Annotated in this window: 16 protein-coding genes; 6 read left to right on the plus strand and 10 right to left on the minus strand. The window is 57.9% G+C overall.

The genetic code is table 11. The features are described 5' to 3' along the window. Positions 1-74 precede the first annotated feature (74 nt). Positions 75-962 carry a hypothetical protein gene (locus tag DYI20_RS04320; protein ID WP_147472514.1) on the minus strand — a complete coding sequence of 296 codons (888 nt, stop codon included), beginning with the start codon at positions 960-962 and terminating at the stop codon, positions 75-77. 222 nt (positions 963-1,184) lie between these two features. Here DYI20_RS04320 and DYI20_RS04325 point away from each other — a divergent pair, with 222 nt between their 5' ends. Then, on the plus strand, positions 1,185-2,369 hold the full coding sequence (locus DYI20_RS04325) for a YihY/virulence factor BrkB family protein (protein WP_183145592.1): 1,185 nt from the start codon (positions 1,185-1,187) through the stop codon (positions 2,367-2,369). 3 nt (positions 2,370-2,372) lie between these two features. After that, on the plus strand, positions 2,373-3,074 hold the full coding sequence (locus DYI20_RS04330; RefSeq protein WP_110110217.1) for a class I SAM-dependent methyltransferase: 702 nt from the start codon (positions 2,373-2,375) through the stop codon (positions 3,072-3,074). 78 nt (positions 3,075-3,152) lie between these two features. Here the strand turns inward: DYI20_RS04330 and DYI20_RS04335 are convergent, their stop codons facing one another. Further along, a complete protein-coding gene (locus DYI20_RS04335; protein WP_110100708.1) occupies positions 3,153-3,800 on the minus strand; it encodes a hypothetical protein in 648 nt (215 codons plus the stop codon). Positions 3,801-3,922: 122 nt separating this feature from the next. On the opposite strand from DYI20_RS04335, the gene trmB reads away from it, so the two are divergent. Then, on the plus strand, positions 3,923-4,774 hold the full coding sequence (gene trmB / locus DYI20_RS04340; protein ID WP_166769851.1) for a tRNA (guanosine(46)-N7)-methyltransferase TrmB: 852 nt from the start codon (positions 3,923-3,925) through the stop codon (positions 4,772-4,774). A gap of 186 nt (positions 4,775-4,960) precedes the next feature. Here trmB and DYI20_RS04345 read toward each other — a convergent pair whose 3' ends face one another. From DYI20_RS04345 to dnaK, 6 genes are all read right to left on the minus strand, one after another. After that, the gene (locus DYI20_RS04345) at positions 4,961-7,840 is read right to left on the minus strand and encodes an ExeM/NucH family extracellular endonuclease (protein ID WP_122548929.1); all 2,880 of its coding nucleotides are present in this window, start codon (positions 7,838-7,840) and stop codon (positions 4,961-4,963) included. Positions 7,841-7,930: 90 nt separating this feature from the next. Next, the gene (locus DYI20_RS04350) at positions 7,931-8,878 is read right to left on the minus strand and encodes an alpha/beta hydrolase (protein WP_122548930.1); all 948 of its coding nucleotides are present in this window, start codon (positions 8,876-8,878) and stop codon (positions 7,931-7,933) included. Next, a complete protein-coding gene (locus tag DYI20_RS04355) occupies positions 8,851-9,474 on the minus strand; it encodes a heat shock protein transcriptional repressor HspR (RefSeq protein ID WP_122548931.1) in 624 nt (207 codons plus the stop codon). Before DYI20_RS04355 ends, DYI20_RS04350 begins: the two co-directional genes overlap by 28 nt. Further along, complete coding sequence (locus DYI20_RS04360) at positions 9,474-10,454, minus strand: DnaJ C-terminal domain-containing protein (RefSeq protein WP_110098040.1); 981 nt, start codon at positions 10,452-10,454, stop codon at positions 9,474-9,476. Before DYI20_RS04360 ends, DYI20_RS04355 begins: the two co-directional genes overlap by 1 nt. Before the next feature lie 121 nt (positions 10,455-10,575). Continuing rightward, a complete protein-coding gene (locus tag DYI20_RS04365) occupies positions 10,576-11,232 on the minus strand; it encodes a nucleotide exchange factor GrpE (protein WP_110100710.1) in 657 nt (218 codons plus the stop codon). 124 nt (positions 11,233-11,356) lie between these two features. Next, positions 11,357-13,216, minus strand: a complete 1,860-nt coding sequence (dnaK, locus tag DYI20_RS04370) for a molecular chaperone DnaK (RefSeq protein WP_122548932.1) — start codon at positions 13,214-13,216, stop codon at positions 11,357-11,359. A 506-nt stretch (positions 13,217-13,722) separates the two neighbouring features. On the opposite strand from dnaK, the gene DYI20_RS04375 reads away from it, so the two are divergent. The 3 genes from DYI20_RS04375 (at position 13,723) to DYI20_RS04385 (ending at position 15,261) form a co-directional block, all read left to right on the plus strand. Then, positions 13,723-14,241 (plus strand): Dps family protein, encoded by a 519-nt coding sequence (locus DYI20_RS04375; RefSeq protein ID WP_110100712.1) that lies wholly within the window; start codon positions 13,723-13,725, stop codon positions 14,239-14,241. Between the two features lie 205 nt (positions 14,242-14,446). After that, entirely contained in the window at positions 14,447-15,061 is a 615-nt protein-coding gene (locus DYI20_RS04380) for a nucleoside/nucleotide kinase family protein (RefSeq protein ID WP_122548933.1), read from the plus strand. 8 nt (positions 15,062-15,069) lie between these two features. Next, positions 15,070-15,261 carry a hypothetical protein gene (locus DYI20_RS04385; protein ID WP_110098044.1) on the plus strand — a complete coding sequence of 64 codons (192 nt, stop codon included), beginning with the start codon at positions 15,070-15,072 and terminating at the stop codon, positions 15,259-15,261. A 48-nt stretch (positions 15,262-15,309) separates the two neighbouring features. Here the strand turns inward: DYI20_RS04385 and cls are convergent, their stop codons facing one another. Then, complete coding sequence (cls, locus tag DYI20_RS04390; protein WP_183145593.1) at positions 15,310-16,809, minus strand: cardiolipin synthase; 1,500 nt, start codon at positions 16,807-16,809, stop codon at positions 15,310-15,312. Positions 16,810-16,910: 101 nt separating this feature from the next. Further along, positions 16,911-17,450, minus strand: coding sequence for a TetR/AcrR family transcriptional regulator (locus tag DYI20_RS04395; RefSeq protein WP_183145594.1), 540 nt, complete (start codon positions 17,448-17,450; stop codon positions 16,911-16,913). Positions 17,451-17,656: the final 206 nt, after the last annotated feature.

A 17,656-nucleotide genomic window follows, 5' to 3' on the forward strand; every position in this document is an offset into this window, starting at 1 on the left:
CGAATAATACTTGAGTCTAATTAACTCAACCCTGCGGTGGGAGGTTTTATTCCACAGGATCCGGGTTGCAGCCGTTAGGTACTGGAGCTTTCGTCCGGCGAGGCAGACTCTGTTGCTGAGGAGGTATCGTCAACTTCTGCGGGGTCCACGAGCTGCTCGAGACGTTGAATCTGCTCGGTATAGAGACTCAACGCGTCGTCGGGGCTGATGTTATTGGCCACAATATAGACGTGGTATTGTCCACCCACGGAACCACCACCGAGATAGAGGTTCTCGAGGTCATCATCACGACTGGCTTTAATGCCCACGTGCACCGCGTGCAAGGATTCCAGTTGTTCGAAGGTCGCTTCGGCTCCGTCGACGCTATCGGATTCGATGGTGTCGCAACTTTCGGCAACCTCGGAGAACAACTTCATTGGCCGGGTTTCCTCAGCGGTTTCAAACACCATGATCTCCACGTGTGGTTCTCCGGAGAGCTCCTGGGTCTCGGGACCGTCGGAGCTAGTATCCGAGGTTTCCTCAGATTCGGAGGGCGACGGGGAGTCAGAGGCGTCGGCGCCATAGTCGTATACGCCGGTTACACCGTGCGATACCTGTGAGGTGTAGGAGTTGACCGCATCAATCGCCTCACCACATGTACCCTCGGGTTCAAAACCGGTCAGTGTCAGGTAGAGGCTCAATGGCTGGCTCTGGAAACTTTCAATCGAAAACTCGGTGGCTCCCCCCTCAGGCAAATGTTCTGCCGGAATCAGGATTTCCGATAGGTCATCACGGCTGGTTTCGACAGACGATTCATCACTGGGAGAACTAGACGTATTGGCCGAGTCCTCCGGTTCCGGACCGCCTTCTTCTGTTTGACAACCGCTCAGGGCCAGCCCAAGACTCAGGAACAGGGCGCTCAGCACCATAGGCTGCAACGGTGAGGAGGGAACGTGACCGCGTTTCTTCATAGTCAATTTCATAGTCAATATCGTACCGTCTTATCCCATACCCCCAGCAGTATCGACGCGGTACCTGTCCTTGGCCCTGCACGTTCTCTCGGCTGACCGGCGATGATTCGATAGGCTCATATTATGCCTCTCACCCGCCGGTTGGCCAGGAAACAACGTCAGACGTATCAAAACCCTCGGCCCACCGTCTGGTTCGTACTGCGTTGTACGATCACGCGACTACTCGAACTTCAGGTGTGGGATGTTGCTGCCACGATGACGTTCTTTCTGTTGCTCTCGGTCCTGCCGGCCCTGATTGTTTTGGTCTCGGTCGTTTCACTTCTCGGTTTGGCCGATGAAACCATCGGGACGGTCGCCGAGCTCATTCACGAGTTGATTCCGACACTAGATACCGAGGTCATTACCACGACCTTGATGGCTTTTTCAGAAACATCTGGTTCTGTCCTGACGATTGTGATCAGCATTTTGGGATCGATGTTCTCAGCCGGACGAGTCATTGCCGCCTTCCACCGCGCCATGAATACTCTCTACGGGACCCGTGAGGGACGTAACTTCTTCATGATGCGCGCGGTGGTCTTCGTCGAAACCATTGTGCTGATGGTGTCCTCACTGGCCTTGGTCGGTTTGATCATTATTGGAGGCGACTTTTCCCGTCGCATCGGTGGGATGCTGAACCTCTCCGAAGAATCGGTCAATGCTTGGAATACGGTCAAATGGCCCATCATCCTGCTGGTGTTGATCTTGCTGATTACAGCCGCCTACTACCGCGGGCCCAATGTGAATCTGCCCCGTTACCGGTTTATCACTGCGGGCGGGGCATTCACCGTGCTCACACTGTTCGCCGGGCTAGTCCTCACTGGATGGTTGCTAGAGAACTTCTCCATCTTTGACGGAGTACTCGACACCTTCTACGGAACGATTTACGTGATCCTGTTTCTCTGGGTCGGTGCGATCGTGATGATTGCTGGGGCCGCCTGGGATGCTGAGTATCTGCGCGCCAAGCAGTTGGCCGAGGGATTGCCCGCATGGGACCGGTTGCAGTTGTCTCCCGAACACACTCGACAGCTCGAGATCCTGGACTACCGGTCACGGTTCACCGACTATGTCGGCCACGTCGTGGTTTATTCGGTGCACACTGAAGAACCCATCACCACTTTGAAGACCGCGCAATTAGCCGAGAATAAAAGTATTTTCGCCATCAATAGGCCCCGCAGGTCCAGCTCGACCGGAAAGCCCTACCGGTCCGTCTTTGTTCCCGAAGATTTCGGAGACAACATCTATGAGGGTCAACGAGTTCATCCAGAGACCGGGGCACGGTTGGTCTATCCGCCCCAGCGACCAACCCGGTCCAATATCAACGAACGTCGCCAGCAACTTCAAGAAGACTCCAGCGGCTTCGAAGAAAGAACAGGAGACTAGTTCATGAACCTCTTGGCTGAATCATCCGGCTGCCCTTTACCCGACCACAACACCTGGCGTTCTATGATCGCTCGCGACCCGGAACATTCGGTGCGCTATGCGCAACGATGGCGTGATCTCCACCGTGAGGGGAAAGACCTTGACGGTGAGGCCCGACTGGTGGATGCGTTAGCCGATCGATCCAGCCGAATCCTGGATGCTGGGTGCGGGACCGGACGGACCGGAGGCTATCTTGCCACCCGCGGGCATACTGTCATTGGCCTTGATCTGGACGAGTACTTGATTGACGTGGCCCGTGAGGATTTCCCGAATGGTCGCTGGCATGTAGCCGATCTGGAGCAACTACCGGCCAGCCTGTCAGCACAAGCTCGACTCGATCTGTCTGAACCGTTTGATCTCATCGTTTCGGCGGGCAACGTTATGGGCTTTTTGTCGAAGAACGGTCGGCACCCCGCTCTCACGAGCCTCTGTCAGCTACTGGCACCGCAGGCACACTCGCGCGCAATCATTGGCTTCGGCGCCGGCCGTGGCTGGGACTTCCGAGATTTTCTTACCGACGCTAGAGCCTGTGGCTTTGACATCGAGCAACTATTCTCCTCCTGGCAAGCCCACCCCTTTAACGAGGACTCCGATTTCTTGGTCGCGGTGCTGACTCGATCCGATCAGTCAGCCACAGCCAAGTGCCAGAATAGCAGTGCGGGATGAGACCTCCACAGAAGTCCCATCCCGCACCGGTGACAACTACACCTCTGCTGTGCCTATCACAGCAAGAGTCTCTCAGACTTAGCCAAGATTCAGGTTGCTAGCAACTTTCTTGGAGCCTTTCTTCGCCTTTTTGGCAGCCTTCTTCAGGGCTTCTTTCTGCTCCTGACGGGCCTGCTTACGATCGGCTTTGAACTTCTGGCGAGCTTCTTCGATCGCTTCGACTTTCTGGTCGGTGGCTTCCTGGATAGCTTCTACTCGATCGTCTTTGGCAGCCGAGATCTTCTTGGCCCGCTTGGCCGCGGCCTTCTTTTTCTTACCGCCTCGGTTGAACAGCGAGTCCAGAGTGATGGCGATACCGCTACCCAAGAACAGGATGTCCTTAGCAACCGCAGTACCCGACTCGGAAGGACGGATGCCGTCGGATTCAGTCATTTCTGGGGTGTTCAGGTACATCGAAACCAAACCACCGGAGAAGGCGGACAGGGCAGCACCAGCGACCCAACCAGGAACCATCGGAACCAGCAACGAAGCACCCACACCAATCTCGGTGGTGGTAATGAACTTCTTGAACTCTTCGCCGGACATATCTTTCACAGCAGGGACACCGCGGGCAGCCATGTCGCGCAGACCTTCAGCTTGTTCATCGGAGATCTTGCGCTTATTCAGCCCGGAGTTCAGCACAAATGCGCCGGCCGCTAGGCGGAGAGGGATTTGAACAATGCTCATCGGAAGTCCTTCCTCAAGAAACGTTTTCCGGATCCCACTTTATAGGGTTTGCACTGGAAATATCACGACCCTTCTCACAATTTCGGCTGAGCGAGGATATTAACCGGCCTAAACTGATGGGGATGACCTCTTCAGACTCTTCACGGACCTCTGACAACGCTATTCCGGAGAAATATCATCGGACTCCGGTGTCTTTTGTGCGCCGTTCAACGAAGCTCTCCCCTAACCGCCAAAAGCTCTGGGATGAATCGCTGGGCCAGTGGATCGTCGATGTGCCACGGCATCACACCTCGATGTCGGTAGACCCTAATTTTGTGATTTCACCGTCTGCACTCTTTGGTCGTGACGCTGAGCTCGTGATCGACATCGGGATTGGTCACGGGGAATCCACCATCGCCGGCGCGAAGGCCCACCCGGAACGTGATTTTCTGGCCGTGGAGGTCTATACGCCAGGATTAGGTAAACTCCTCGCAGCGATGGTGGACGAGGGGCTCGACAATATCCGGGGAATTGAGGCCAACGCCCCGGAGGTCATTGACGCTATAGAAGGCCAGGCCCAGGAGGTCTGGGTTTTCTTCCCCGATCCGTGGCAAAAAGCCCGGTATCACAAGCGTCGGCTGATTCAGACCGGTTTCGTCACCAAACTTGCCACCGTGCTACGTCCAGGAGGCACTCTACGGCTGGCCACTGATTGGTCCAATTACGCCGAGCAAATGCGCGCCGTCATGGACCAGCACCCGAAATTCACGAATCTTTATCCGCACCGTTTGCGCGGCCCAGACTCTCCGTTGACACGTGCGAAGCGTGAGGGCACTGATAATAACCAGCCCGTACAAGAAGCCGAAGCTCTGGATACCATCGGTGGCTGGGCACCACGATTTACAACCCGTCCGGTCACTAGTTTCGAGCGGAAAGCAACTGAGGCAGGTCGCTATATTTTCGACTTGTGCTATCAACGCGTGGCAGATCACTAACCAAGGTCTGCTCTCGGCGGCTAACGGCCATCGCACGGCTCGCGTAGCTGTTGTTCGCTGATCCCGCCTAGTCTCTTCACGCGACGTCGTGCCACTTCGTTTTACGGAGCAGGTAGCAGTCCGCCCACGAGGTCACCTGCATCAGGTGGCCCCGCGGGCGGACTATTTAGAGTACCGGGTCAGTGATTAGTGAGCCCGGCGACGGGTGAGCAAGATGCCTGCCAATACCAGTCCAGTTGCCAGTAGCATGATCGCTACGACGCCGGCACCGGTGGATGCCAGTGCACCACCCTTGTCCGAGTCAGACTTGGACTGATCCTCACCAGCGACCTGGTCGCCCTGGTTCTCAGTTGACTCGTCGCCATCCTTGGATGGATCCTGAGCACCGTCGGAAGTGTCCTCGGTCGAGTCTTCGGTGGTAGCATCCGTCGGCTCCCCAGTGCCCTCAGTCGGACCCTCGGTACCCTCAGTCGGACCCTCGGTACCCTCAGTCGGAGCCTCGGTAGGCACCTCAGTGGGCTCCCCAGTGCCCTCCGTCGGATCCTCAGTACCCTCAGTCGGCTCCTCAGTGCCCTCCGTCGGATCCTCGGTACCCTCAGTCGGCTCCTCGGTGGGCTCTTCAGTCGGCTCCTCGGTGGGCTCTTCAGTCGGTTCATCGGTAGCAGTCAACCGTAGCCCGAAGACTACAGGATCGTGATCAGAAGAACGGAATTCGTTCGGCTCGTAGATCTCCGACTGTGCAGGATCGGTGTTGTATCGGGTTTCGTAACCGAGAATTGGCACCTCGTCGGAGTTGATGTTCCAGGACGCAGCGCCAGTGACGAATGGCTCCAAGGAGTCGTGTGCTAGTGCGTAATCCAGGTAGCCCAGCTGGCCGTCGAAGACGTAGGAGTAAGCGTATTCACCCTCGTACTTCTTCTTGAGGTCCACGAATCCGCCATCGGTGAGGGTGGTAATGGGGTTCTCATGGTCGTATGCGTTCAGGTCGCCCATAATGACCGGCTTGGGCATGTCCTTGGACCAGTCCACTAGCGCCTTGGCGGCCTCGGTGCGTACCGGATCGCAGTTACCGACGAGGTGGGTGTTATCAGCTTCGTTACCGCACTCGGAGCCCTTGGACTTCAAGTGGTTGGTGATCAGAGTGAACTCTCCCAGCTCCTTATCCGCACCGTCTTCGGTGTTCGCGGTGAAGGTTTGGGCCAGGGCGGGACGGTTGCGGTTGGTGTCAAACCGGGCATCGACGCCAGCGTCCAGTACCTGGTGGTCTCCAACAGGGGTGACCACATCGGGCTTATACATCATGGCAGTGGTGATCGCATCGGTACCCAGCTTGCCTGTCTCCACGGCGACGTAGCGCTCTTCGCCCAAGTACTCGTTGACACCGTCAACAAGGTTTTGCAATGCCACATCCGAGTTATTCTCGATTTCCATGAAGCCCACAACGTCGGCGTCCATCGTGGCGATAGCGGTTACCAGCTTTTCTTTCTGGCGCTGGAACTCTTCCTCGTTGCGAGCCCCACGCTCGTTGAAGGTGGTGAAGTAGTTCAGCACGTTGAAGGCAGCAACCTTGATGTCACCGCCCACCTCGGGTACCTCGGTGTCACGCGGGTTCGCGGCAAGGTGCTCGGCAGCCTCGGTGCGCTGAATCTTCCAGCTGTTGTTGCGGTAATCCATCACACCGGTGATGTTGTTGAACTGATCCCCACCGCGGAAGATGTTGTCTACGGTGAAGGGCTCGCCATTGGGGTGCATAGCCGGGTGCACGTTCTGGATGGAGTTGCGGTCATCAATGGTGATGCGGTTGGCCTGGTTGGATTCGTACAGCTCTTCGGCCTCGGCAGAATCCGGGGCATGAATAGCGGTCGGCGTATACTGGCGCTCCGGTCCCACGACGATCTCACCGAACCGAGCGAACTGGTAGGTCTCCAGTACGACCGATTCAGCAACGTTGACACGCATGCCCTCCAGGTGCTCCAGGTCGTCTTCCACCGGGAAGGTGATCTCGACCGGCTCGGGAAGCTCAGCGGTATCGCACTCGGTGACAGTGGTCTTCGAGAGCTGGGTCTGCTCATAGTACTCACCGGCGGTGCCGGCCACAGTCACCACGGTGCCGTTCTCGGGTGCATCGTGACCGGGATTGTGAATAAACAGACCCTCGGAGGTCTGGTCGTTGTCATCGACATCATCGGGGAGCGACTGGATCCAGAAACCGTTGGAACCCCCAGATTTATTCCAGAAGTCACCGATAACCACACCACGGACGGTCACGTTCTGGCCTTTGAGCGGCGTTTCCGAGCCTTCACCCTGCACTTGGTTAATCGGGGTGGCCTCCGCCTGGCAAACACCGGTGGGCTGATCAGTCGGCGTCGGAGTTTCCGTCGGGTCTTCGGAGGGTTGTTCACCGTTTGGTTCACCCGGGGTGCTGGCCACTTCAAAGTCACCCCGAGGCTGGTTGGGGTTACCGGGCAGACCAGCACCGTTGTAGGCGTTCGGCACCCAGGTGTCAGATCCATCAGGAACCCGGGAGGCGCCACCCAGTGCACCGGTGTAGCCCTCGAAGGTCGAGGCGCGCAATTCAGTTCCGTAGGCCAAGTCGCCATTATCTCCGTCGTGGATTCCGACAGCGTCCAGAACCTCAAAGTTGACGTCGGCGTCAATCTCACCGTTGCGGTCAGCGTCGACCACAGCGTTGGTGCCCGGGTTGCCGCGTACCAGCAACAAGCTCAGTGACCCGTTCTGCAAGCCATTCTGCGGAACGGTGAGCAACCCGCGGCCGTCGGCGTCATAGTCAAGACCACTGGCCTCGTAGTTGTGCACGACGTTGCCCTGGTTATTATTGCTATCGCCCTCAACGCCCAGGATGCGTAGCTCGGTCGTGTCGAATCCTTCAGGGATCAGGATTTCAACGAACTCGTAGGTATCTGTTCCCTGTTCATCGGTGACAAATTCATTGATCACCGGTTCGTCGGCGACGGCTGCCTGGCTGATCTGGGATAACCCCACCAGTGCCGAGGCGCTCAGTGCTGATGCTGTCAGAACAGCAACAACTTTGTTGCGCACGCTCATGTACCCTCCTCAAGGCAAGTAATGGTGTTGAGACATACCGACCTTAAGAGGGACACCTAGACGGCGACAGAAGTTTCACTGAACAACGGATTAAGTCTTCTCAACAATTCCCAGGCTGGCCTGGGCCAGCCGGTACAGCGTGCTAGTCCCCAAATCTCGATACCCGGTCCCACTGGTGGTGTTATGCCCGGTGGCCACGACCAGTTCGGGAACCTCACGAGCTGCGCCGGATGAAAGTGAGGGCACTTTCAGGCGTCGGCGTCCCGAGAATACCCGGCCAATGACTGACAGCCAGTCGCCGCGAGCACGGATTTGCCAGGCCTGTTGAATCACCGGCACCTGAAGTTCTCGGAGTCTTTTCAATTGCACATGTAATGACTGAGGAATACCCACCGGGCCGGAAAAGATAACGCTATTGATTCTCCACCAGTACCACGGGTGAATTCGGTCGCTACGAGTTTGTGCCCACAACGCGATGCGGTGGACAGCCTTCAGTGTGAATAATCCACCGTAGGAGTGGGCTTCTAACCCGATGTGAACATCCGGAGTGATCTGTGGGCAGTATCCCAGATAGTCCCATAAGTCCGTGGCGAGATGGTCCGCGACGGTATAGGCCGCCCGGACCCCGAGCACATCGACCGCCGAGGTGGCCGGGTGCCCCAGCCAGCTAATCACCAGGGGACGAGCATGGGGTAACACCATGGTTTGAGCTAGGTGCAGTTGGGCCGCCTCCCGCGCAGCACCCCAGGTGTTGTTCGAGGCGCTAATTCTCATCCCGGAGATTTGCCAACTGACGTGGGTGGGCTCGTCGAGCTCGCCAACCCCGATGAGCACCCGTTCGCGGGCCAGGTCAAAGTCCAGCAGATGGCGCGGGGCGAGCAGGTCTTTCATGGAGTCCGGTTTCAGTGCGTGGACGATACCGTCCAGGACGCGCCGTTCCTCGGACGAGAGGCGTTCCCGGTGACGCTGAATGGTCTTGAGCCGGGCTGAGGCCTGCTCGTGGCGCTCTATTAATCCACGTAATCCACGGGGCGCCATGGCAGTGCTTTAGAGCTGGAGAGGCGGGAATCCAGGGCCCGCAAAACGCGAGCGCGTTGCACGGTTGTCACTTCGCGTCGCTGATCGTGATCACCGCGACGCTGTGACGACTGCCCGTGTGCTGGTGGAGACTGGGTTTGTTCCGGTTCCGCATCCATGCTTGCCGAACGGAAGTCTGTCACAACGTCTCCCCCGGCCGCTGCGGTGAAAGTCCGGGGAACACGACCGTAGGCGTGCAAGAGGTTCACCTGATCAACCAGGTGGGAAATGGTTTGCCGGAGCGAGTGGACTTCACGTTCCAACTCCACGACGTGACGAATGCCTTCCAGCGAAATACCATCGCGGGAGAGCTGTTGAATGCGACGCAACCGGTGCACATCGCTCACCGAGTAGCGGCGCTGTCCCCCACCCTGGCGGTGCGGGACCACCAATCCCAGACGATCATATTGGCGCAGGGTCTGGGGATGCATATCAGCCAGCTCGGCAGCCACCGAGATTACAAAGATCGGGTCGGCGGCTGCCGGGTGGTCGGGGTCGAATTGTTCAAACTCTGCGAACAGGTTCTCCCAATCTTTCCGTCCGGAGCGGGCTGTCATCACAGGCTCGCTTTCTGTGCTAGCCCGGCTCGGGGATTATTGCCCTGGGTTGCTTGCGCGTAGGCCTCAGCGGCGGCCTTAACCTCATCGTTGGGCTGATCCGGAACGGCGATCTCCAGCTCGACCAGCAAGTCACCTTCCGTCTTCTTGGTTTTAATACCGCGCTTCTTCAGTCGCAGAATTTTACCCGAGGACGATCCGGCTGGGACTTTCACCTTCACGGAAGAATCCAGAGTCGGTACTTCCACGGTCGCCCCGAGGATCGCTTCGTCCACGGAGATCGGTACCCTCACGCGTACGTTTTCCGGGTGTCGCTCGTCGCGGACAAAATAGGGGTGAGATGTGACGTGGACGGTGACCAACAGGTCCCCGCGTCCGCCCGAGCCCGGCTGGCCCTTACCGCGAGCGCGCACCGTCTGCCCATCCTTAATGCCGGCGGGAATTTTAACCTCGGTGATTTCCCCGTCGGCGGCCCGTAGTTGCACGGTGGTGCCACGCACCATTCCGCCAAAGGAAATACTGGTCTCGGCCTTGCGGTCAGCGCCTTTTTGCCGGGGTGGCGAGTAATTTCCAAATCCACCAAAGAGGTCCGAAAAGTCCGGGCCCTGTGCCCCGCCCCGGGAGAATCCTCCCGAAGCGCCACGATTGAACAGGCCGCCAAAGATATCCTCGAATCCAGCACCACTAGTCCCGGCTCCTCCGGCACCGGTACCACCGGCCGGTCCGCCGGTAAACCGAGCGCCAGAGCCCATGGCCCGAATCGCATCATATTGTTGACGTTGCTCCGGATCACTCAAGACCGCGTTGGCCTCGGTGATGTCCTTGAATTTTTTCTCCGCGGTTTCGTCACCGGGGTTTTGATCCGGGTGGTATTTGCGGGCCAGTTTCCGGTAGGCCTTTTTAATATCGGATTCAGAGGCGTCTTTGGAGACACCCAGGGTGGCGTAAAAGTCTTTATCCACCCAATCCTGTGAGGCCATGGTGCCTCCTTTCGCTCATCATCAGTGACCACCACGACCGACCATGCTGTCACCTCCGGCCGGTCTCGATGTGGTCTCGAATCGTTGTCGTCTCGTCCTGTTGCGCGTCCTACTGCGCGCCCTACTGTTCGTCGGCCGGTCCGGCCGAAACCATCACCTGCGCTGCCCGAATCACTCGATCATGGCGCACGTAGCCGTTACGGAAGACCTGCACAATGTGTTCGGCAGGTACCTCGTCGGAGGGTTGCCGCAACATGGCCTCGTGGTGCGCGGGATTGAACTCTTCTCCTGCCAAAGCCTGCTGGTCCTGGCGCTGGAGGCCAAACTGGCTCAACACTGAGTCTAGTTTTTGGGCAATCGCGGCGAAGGGGCCGTCAACAAGATCACCGTGCTCACGGGCCGCATCGAGGTCATCAAGCACTGGTAACAGCGCTTCAAGCATGGCCACCGTGGCGTTATCCCTCGCCACGTCCCGATCCCGTTCGACACGACGACGGTAGTTAATAAACTCCGCCTGTAAACGCTGCAGATCGTCGCGCAACTCGGCGGCTTCAGCTGAGGCCTCGCCAGAGCTGTCTGCCGGCTCGCTGTGCTCGTTGTCGATGCCCTGTCCCGCATCGGTGCCTTGCTGGTCAGTGGCCTGGCTGAGAATGTCTTCTGCCTGGGTGACCGGGTCACGAACCTCTCCGGTCTCCGGGTCAATTTTGCGCTTATCGGTGAAACGGATTTCCTCGTCGCGACCCTTGTCTGGATCCTGGGAGTTGTGCTGGTCTGTCATCACACATTCCTTTTCTACAAAGCCGGGGCGGTAGCGCGATGGGCCGGCCGGTTGGCCGGCCCATCGCTGGCTCACACGGCCTCAGCCCGGATGGACTGACACCGCTAGTGATTGGGCGCAGGATTTACTTGTTGTTATTGTCGTCATCTTCGTCGACAACTTCGGCATCTACAACATCCTCATCGTCGGAGGATCCTGCATCCTCACCACCGGCAGCCTGGCCGGCTTCATCCTGGCTGGAAGCGTACAGCGCTTCACCCAGCTTGGTCTGGGAAGCCTGCAACTTCTCGAAGGCAGCCTTGACCTCGTCGTCGTTGTCTTCCTTCTCCAATGCGGCCTTCAGCGCGTCGACGTCGGCCTGAACTTCTTCCTTCACATCGGTCGGAAGCTTCTCGTCGTTATCCTTGATGAGCTTGTCAACCGAGTAGGCGCTCTGCTCGGCAGCGTTGCGTTGCTCCGCTGCTTCACGACGCTTCTTATCGGACTCAGCGTGAGCTTCCGCGTCCTTGACCATGCGGTCGATGTCCTCATCCGACAGCGAGGTACCGCCAGTGATGGTCATCGATTGCTCAGTACCGGTACCCTTGTCCTTCGCCGAGACGTGGACAATACCGTTGGCGTCGATGTCGAAGGTGACCTCAATCTGTGGCATCCCCCGCGGAGCCGGAGCAATACCGGCCAACTCGAAGGTGCCCAGTGGCTTGTTGTCGGCGGTGAACTCCCGCTCACCCTGGAAGACCTGAATGGACACCGAAGGCTGGTTGTCCTCAGCGGTTGTGAAGGTCTCGGACCGCTTGGTCGGGATGGCGGTGTTGCGCTCGATCAGCTTGGTCATCACGCCGCCCTTGGTTTCAATACCCAGCGACAGCGGGGTGACGTCGATCAGCAACACATCCTTGCGGTCACCCGAGAGCACGCCGGCCTGGATCGCAGCACCGACCGCTACGACCTCATCGGGGTTGACACCCTTGTTGGCGTCCTTACCGGTTAGATCCTTGACCAAATCGGCCACCGCGGGCATACGGGTCGAGCCACCAACCAGCACCACGTGGTCGATATCGCCCACGGTGATGCCGGCTTCGTTGATGACATCTTCGAAGGGCTTCTTGGTCCGTTGCAACAGGTCCGAGGTGAGATCTTCAAACTTCGCCCGAGACAGGTGCTCGTCCAAGTGCACCGGACCGTTTTCGTTGACCGAGAGGTACTGCAGGGAGATATTGGTTGACGTAGCCGAGGACAGTTCCTTCTTGGCCTGCTCAGCGGCTTCCTTCAGACGCTGCAAAGCGATCTTGTCCTTGGACAGATCCGCACCAGAGGCCTTGGCCTTCTCTAGCAACCAGTCCACGATGGCCTGATCCCAGTCGTCACCGCCCAGTCGGTTATCGCCTGCGGTAGCCCGAACCTGAATGGTCGAGAAGTCGTCTTCATCTTTGCCGATTTCCAGCAGGGAGACGTCGAAGGTACCACCGCCGAGGTCGAAGACCAGAATTTGCTCTTCTTCCTTACCGCGGTCCAGACCGTAGGCCAAAGCTGCCGAGGTCGGTTCGTTAATAATGCGTGAGACCTTCATCCCGGCAATTTCACCGGCTTCCTTGGTGGCCTGACGCTCTGCGTCGTTGAAGTACGCCGGAACCGTAATCACGGCCTCGGTCACGTCTTCGCCCAAGTACTCTTCAGCGTCGTGCTTGAGCTTCATCAGGATGCGCGCTGAAATTTCCTGCGGCGTGTAGGTCTTATCGTCAACATCGACGGTCCAGTCGGTCCCCATGTGACGCTTGACCGAGGAAATGGTGCGATCGGGGTTGTTCACAGCCTGGCGCTTGGCAATTTCACCAACGAGAACTTCACCAGACTTGGAGAACGCCACCACCGACGGGGTAGTGCGAGCGCCTTCAGCGTTTGCGATAACGGTGGGGTCGCCACCTTCCAACACGGCAACGACAGAGTTCGTCGTTCCGAGGTCAATACCTACTGCACGTGCCATTCCAGTCATCCTTTCCATCGGATTATCAATCCCTTGTGGCTCCTTGAGCCTTCTCCACTCAAGATAACCACCATCGCTCATCCGGTCAAATAACCTTGAGCGACAGGGACTCAAGTTTTCTTATTCTGTGCAACCATGCCACCTCGAAAAACATTCCCGGGTGGGAAAATTTTTTGGAGAGACGGACCAGAGGCCCGACATCACGGCCCCTAACACCTGGAATACGCGCAGAAACCCCGCAGAAAACTAGCTGGAGCCCTCTCGTTGCGCCTCTTTTTTCGCCGGGAGTGAACTTAGATCTGAGGATTTCGCAACAGCCCTTATTTTGAGCCATTCATAATTACCTAGGGTAGCCTTACGTACCTTGCCGGCGATCTGAGAACACGGTTTAGTTATAACCAAGGTCGCAGGGAGCACCAGGATTCCGCCGGAATCGTGGCCCCGACCGCAGAAACCGCCGTGAGTGAGATGCACTCACCGGGCACTTTCTGAAGAAAGGGAGCAACATGACTGAAGCAAACGCAAACTACACCACCCCCGGCCTGGAAGTTGAAGAAGGCCACCGCGTCGCTGAGGTTCTTCAGACTCGTCTGCACGCAATGAACGACCTGCAACTGACCCTGAAGCAGGCTCACTGGAACGTTGTGGGTCGCGACTTCATCTCCGTGCACGAAATGTTGGACCCGCAGATCGACCTGGTCCGCGACTACGCCGACACCCTCGCTGAGCGCATCGCCACCCTGGGTGTTGCTCCGAAGGGCACCCCGGGCGCGATCGTCTCCGAGCGTACCTGGGAAGACTACTCCCTGTTGCGCGGTTCGACCCTGGCTCATATCTCCGCTCTGGACGAGGTCTACACCGGAATTATCGCTGACCTGCGCGCTGCGATCTCCGAGGTCGGCAAGGTTGACCCGATGTCCGAGGACATCCTGATCGAGCAGGCTCGTGGCCTAGAGCTATTCCACTGGTTCCTGCGCTCGTTCATCACCTCCCCCGAGGGCGACATCGAACACGTGCAGGACTAATGACCCGCTCAGTCGGTTGCCACCGGCCGGTGCGCAAGTTACCGTGAGGGCCTAGCGCACTGAGACACGACTCGACGACGTGGCGTCAAGCGATGATCGCTTGGCGTCACGTCTGTCATATCGGATCGCACCCGGTGGCCTGCTGATGTGAACGGCTCAGAAGTAACCTCTGGGTTGTTCTCAGCCCGGAGACTAGGATGGAGCCATGAAACCCCTGATTCTTGGTATCGACGGCCGTTCCGGGGCCGGCAAGACCGAACTCGCCGACGCCTTGGAACAACGGATCCACGCGGAACACCCCGAACTCTCCGTTGCGGTGTTCGGCCTCGACCAGCTCTACCGTGGCTGGGACGGGTTGGAGGCTGGAGTTGCTCTGTATACCCACGAATTGCTCCCAGCCCTGGCACAGGGTGAAACCGTCACCTACCGAGACTGGGACTGGTCGAGTAATGCCCCCGACGGAGCATTGGGGCCGGAGAGGACCTTCGCTCCAGGCCAGGTCACCATTATTGAGGGTTTTGGAACCGGCGCTCGCGCAGCCCGGGAACATCTCAACTCTCTGATCTGGTTGAATGCCCCCGAACTATCCCGCCGGGACCGCGCTGTGGGTCGAGGCGGAGAGAACTACGGGCCAAACTGGGAACGGTGGTCATCTCAAGAGCAAGACTTTACCGACCGCGACCGAGTCGAATCGGTTGCCGATTTGGTCCTAGACACCTCAGGTCCCGCCGAGTCGGTCCAAGAAGCCGCCTATACGATGTTGCGCCTTGAAATCTCCACCAACGGAGCCTCTAGCTCCTCAGCACAGGGACTAAACTAGCTCCCGTGATGACTCAGTTGCAGATCTACGGCGGATTACTCATTATCGCCCTCGGCATGTCGGTGCTGAATTTTGCACCCTCAACGCCGTTTAGCTATCCGCTGGGGTTTGCTCTGTTGGCCATCGGTTTCATCATCCTGCTGTGGCCGGCTTTGAGCAAGGAACACCAACAAGACGACGTGGATTCCGACTTAGACTAGCCAGCTGAGACCAGCGAGGACCAGCACAAAATACGTGGCGACCTAGCGTTACTGCAAGGCCGAGGTCAGGCGGAAGACGTTATCCAACCATCGTTTATATCGTGGCCTGGCCAACCATTGTTCTAAGGTGAGTTCCTCGCACTCGGCCCGATACTCGTCCATGACACGTTCGGTCGCCGCTACGATCTCCGCGCCCACTGCCAGCACAGTAACTTCCACGTTGAGCGAAAACGAGCGCATATCCATATTCGACGATCCAAACACGGCCACATCGTCATCGACCGTGAACATTTTCGAGTGCAAGACATTAGGGTCGGGATAGCGCAAGATCCGCACCCCGGAGCGTAGGAGCGCCTCGTAGTAGGACTGCTGGGCGTGGTGAACCATGAACTGGTCCGCGCGACGACACACGATCATCTCGACATCCACTCCGCGCTGGGCTGCGGTAGTGAGCGCGTAAAGCATGGAATCATCCGGCACCAAGTAAGGGGTCACCACCCGCAGAGTGCGGGTGGCGGAGTAGAACAGATGGTTGAAGGCCCGCAGGTTGTTTTCGTTCGCAAAACCCGGGCCGGAGGGGATAACCTGCGCGGAGATACCCCGGTGATCTTCAATCTCTTCGGTGGTGAGATCACGCAGATTTTCTTGAGTGGGTTGTCCGGTCTCGGAGTACCAGTCGGTGGCGAAAACGATGTCCAGTGAAGCCACGATCGGCCCGGTAATCCGGGCCATGACATCGACCCATTCTCGACCCATTTTGTGAGCCGAGGCCCTCTTATACCCGGGTTCGATCAGGTTCTGAGATCCGGTGTAGGCCACGGTTCCATCAATCACCATCAACTTTCGATGATTGCGTAGGTCGGGTCGCTGATACTGGCCGCGTAGGGGACGCACCGGCATGGCCCGGTAATACTCAATGTCGTGCTCCCGCAAGAGTTTCAACAAGTCCCGATAGCCGCGCACGCGTAGCGAGGCAATATGGTCAAATAAGACGCGCACCGTGACGCCACGTTGTTTAGCACGGATCAACGCATCAAAAACCACTGAGCTATAACCCTGTCGGTCTACGGGGTCTACCGCGCAGATGTAGAACATCATGTTCACATAGTCGTGGGCCCGGTCGATATCTTGGGCCATGGCGTGCAAGGAATTGCGGTAGTCGGTGTAGTACTGGAAGCTATTGCCATCCAGCATGGGGAACCCCGTCAGCTGACGGGTCAACGCAGCCGAGGACTCGACGTACTGGGGTACCTCATGGATCTGGTCAGGGAGCGTCCAGTGCGCGGTAGCACGCCGGAGTTCCTCATTAACGGCTTTCTGGCGCGAGCGTCGCTGACCGCCGAGTTTGAACGAGCCCAGCAACAAGAAGAGCAAGACCCCAATCCAGGGCAGGAAGAAAATCACCAACAGCCAGGCCATCGCCACCGCGGGACGCCGATTACCCGGAACAATTCCCAGCAGCAAAATACGAATGCCCAGGTCGAGAATCACCACGAGGATCGCAAGCCAGATCGGCCAATCAGCAATCTCGGAAAGGGTCCAGTACATAGGGTGACATTCTACTCATCGAGCGGGCTCAGTACCGTGACGCCAGCTCGGAAACGGCGGTCGGTCAACAGTCAATAACACTCAACCTACAGGCACTCAACCTACAGGACCGCATCAAGGATGGATTCAGCCCAGTGCTCGGGGACCGGGCGTTTGATCAGAAGTCGCCAGAGCAGTGCTCCGGCCACCATTTCAGCGGTGATCTCGGGGCTGGATCGCAAGGTTCCGGGTTGCTCTCGCTCAGCATGTCGGAGCCGACCGATCAGCACATTCATCAGTGGTTCGGAGATCGGACGGAAGAGTTGTTCAGCATCTTCTCCGGCAGCAGCGACCATCGAGATCAGGTTTTGGACGAGTTGCGGGGTATCGGCATCGTCGAAGATTTTGTCCAACTCTGTGGACATCCACGCGAGCAGATCGGCTTTGAGATGATCAGTGTGAGGAGCCGGTGCCGGATAGTAGGTGACCTTTCCCTGCGAGATCGCTTCCAGGACCACATCATTTTTGGACGACCACCAGCGGTAAATGGTCTGTTTGGACACCCCGGCGCGGGCGGCAATGCTTTCCATCGTCACTTGATGGTGTCCGCCTTCAGCCAGCAGTTCGGATGTCGCCTGCAAGATCGCTTCATGCGATGCCACTGACCGTGGTCTGCCGCCTCGCGATTTCTGTTCTTCGGTCATATTCCTACTTGCTTCCGGACCAGATGGATGGCCATCAGCCCTATTCTGCCCGCTCCCCAAGCGAAAGCAGGACTTTGAATGAGCCGAGGTGATGATCTTTACGGTGCCGAAAAGAGTCTCACCATTAGTTTCGAGACGCTCCGTCAACTATAGTAGCGATCGAG

The sequence above is a fragment of the Auritidibacter ignavus genome (assembly GCF_003703835.1).
Taxonomy (GTDB): domain Bacteria; phylum Actinomycetota; class Actinomycetes; order Actinomycetales; family Micrococcaceae; genus Auritidibacter; species Auritidibacter ignavus.

Coding starts and splice junctions, on each gene's coding strand:
- DYI20_RS04320 (WP_147472514.1), bottom strand. CDS start 962: ATGAAATTGACTATGAAGAAACGCGGTCACGTTCCCTCCTCACCGTTG.
- DYI20_RS04330 (WP_110110217.1), top strand. CDS start 2,373: ATGAACCTCTTGGCTGAATCATCCGGCTGCCCTTTACCCGACCACAAC.
- DYI20_RS04335 (WP_110100708.1), bottom strand. CDS start 3,800: ATGAGCATTGTTCAAATCCCTCTCCGCCTAGCGGCCGGCGCATTTGTG.
- trmB (WP_166769851.1), top strand. CDS start 3,923: ATGACCTCTTCAGACTCTTCACGGACCTCTGACAACGCTATTCCGGAG.
- DYI20_RS04345 (WP_122548929.1), bottom strand. CDS start 7,840: ATGAGCGTGCGCAACAAAGTTGTTGCTGTTCTGACAGCATCAGCACTG.
- DYI20_RS04350 (WP_122548930.1), bottom strand. CDS start 8,878: ATGGCGCCCCGTGGATTACGTGGATTAATAGAGCGCCACGAGCAGGCC.
- DYI20_RS04355 (WP_122548931.1), bottom strand. CDS start 9,474: ATGACAGCCCGCTCCGGACGGAAAGATTGGGAGAACCTGTTCGCAGAG.
- DYI20_RS04360 (WP_110098040.1), bottom strand. CDS start 10,454: ATGGCCTCACAGGATTGGGTGGATAAAGACTTTTACGCCACCCTGGGT.
- DYI20_RS04365 (WP_110100710.1), bottom strand. CDS start 11,232: ATGACAGACCAGCACAACTCCCAGGATCCAGACAAGGGTCGCGACGAG.
- dnaK (WP_122548932.1), bottom strand. CDS start 13,216: ATGGCACGTGCAGTAGGTATTGACCTCGGAACGACGAACTCTGTCGTT.
- DYI20_RS04375 (WP_110100712.1), top strand. CDS start 13,723: ATGACTGAAGCAAACGCAAACTACACCACCCCCGGCCTGGAAGTTGAA.
- DYI20_RS04380 (WP_122548933.1), top strand. CDS start 14,447: ATGAAACCCCTGATTCTTGGTATCGACGGCCGTTCCGGGGCCGGCAAG.
- DYI20_RS04385 (WP_110098044.1), top strand. CDS start 15,070: ATGACTCAGTTGCAGATCTACGGCGGATTACTCATTATCGCCCTCGGC.
- cls (WP_183145593.1), bottom strand. CDS start 16,809: ATGTACTGGACCCTTTCCGAGATTGCTGATTGGCCGATCTGGCTTGCG.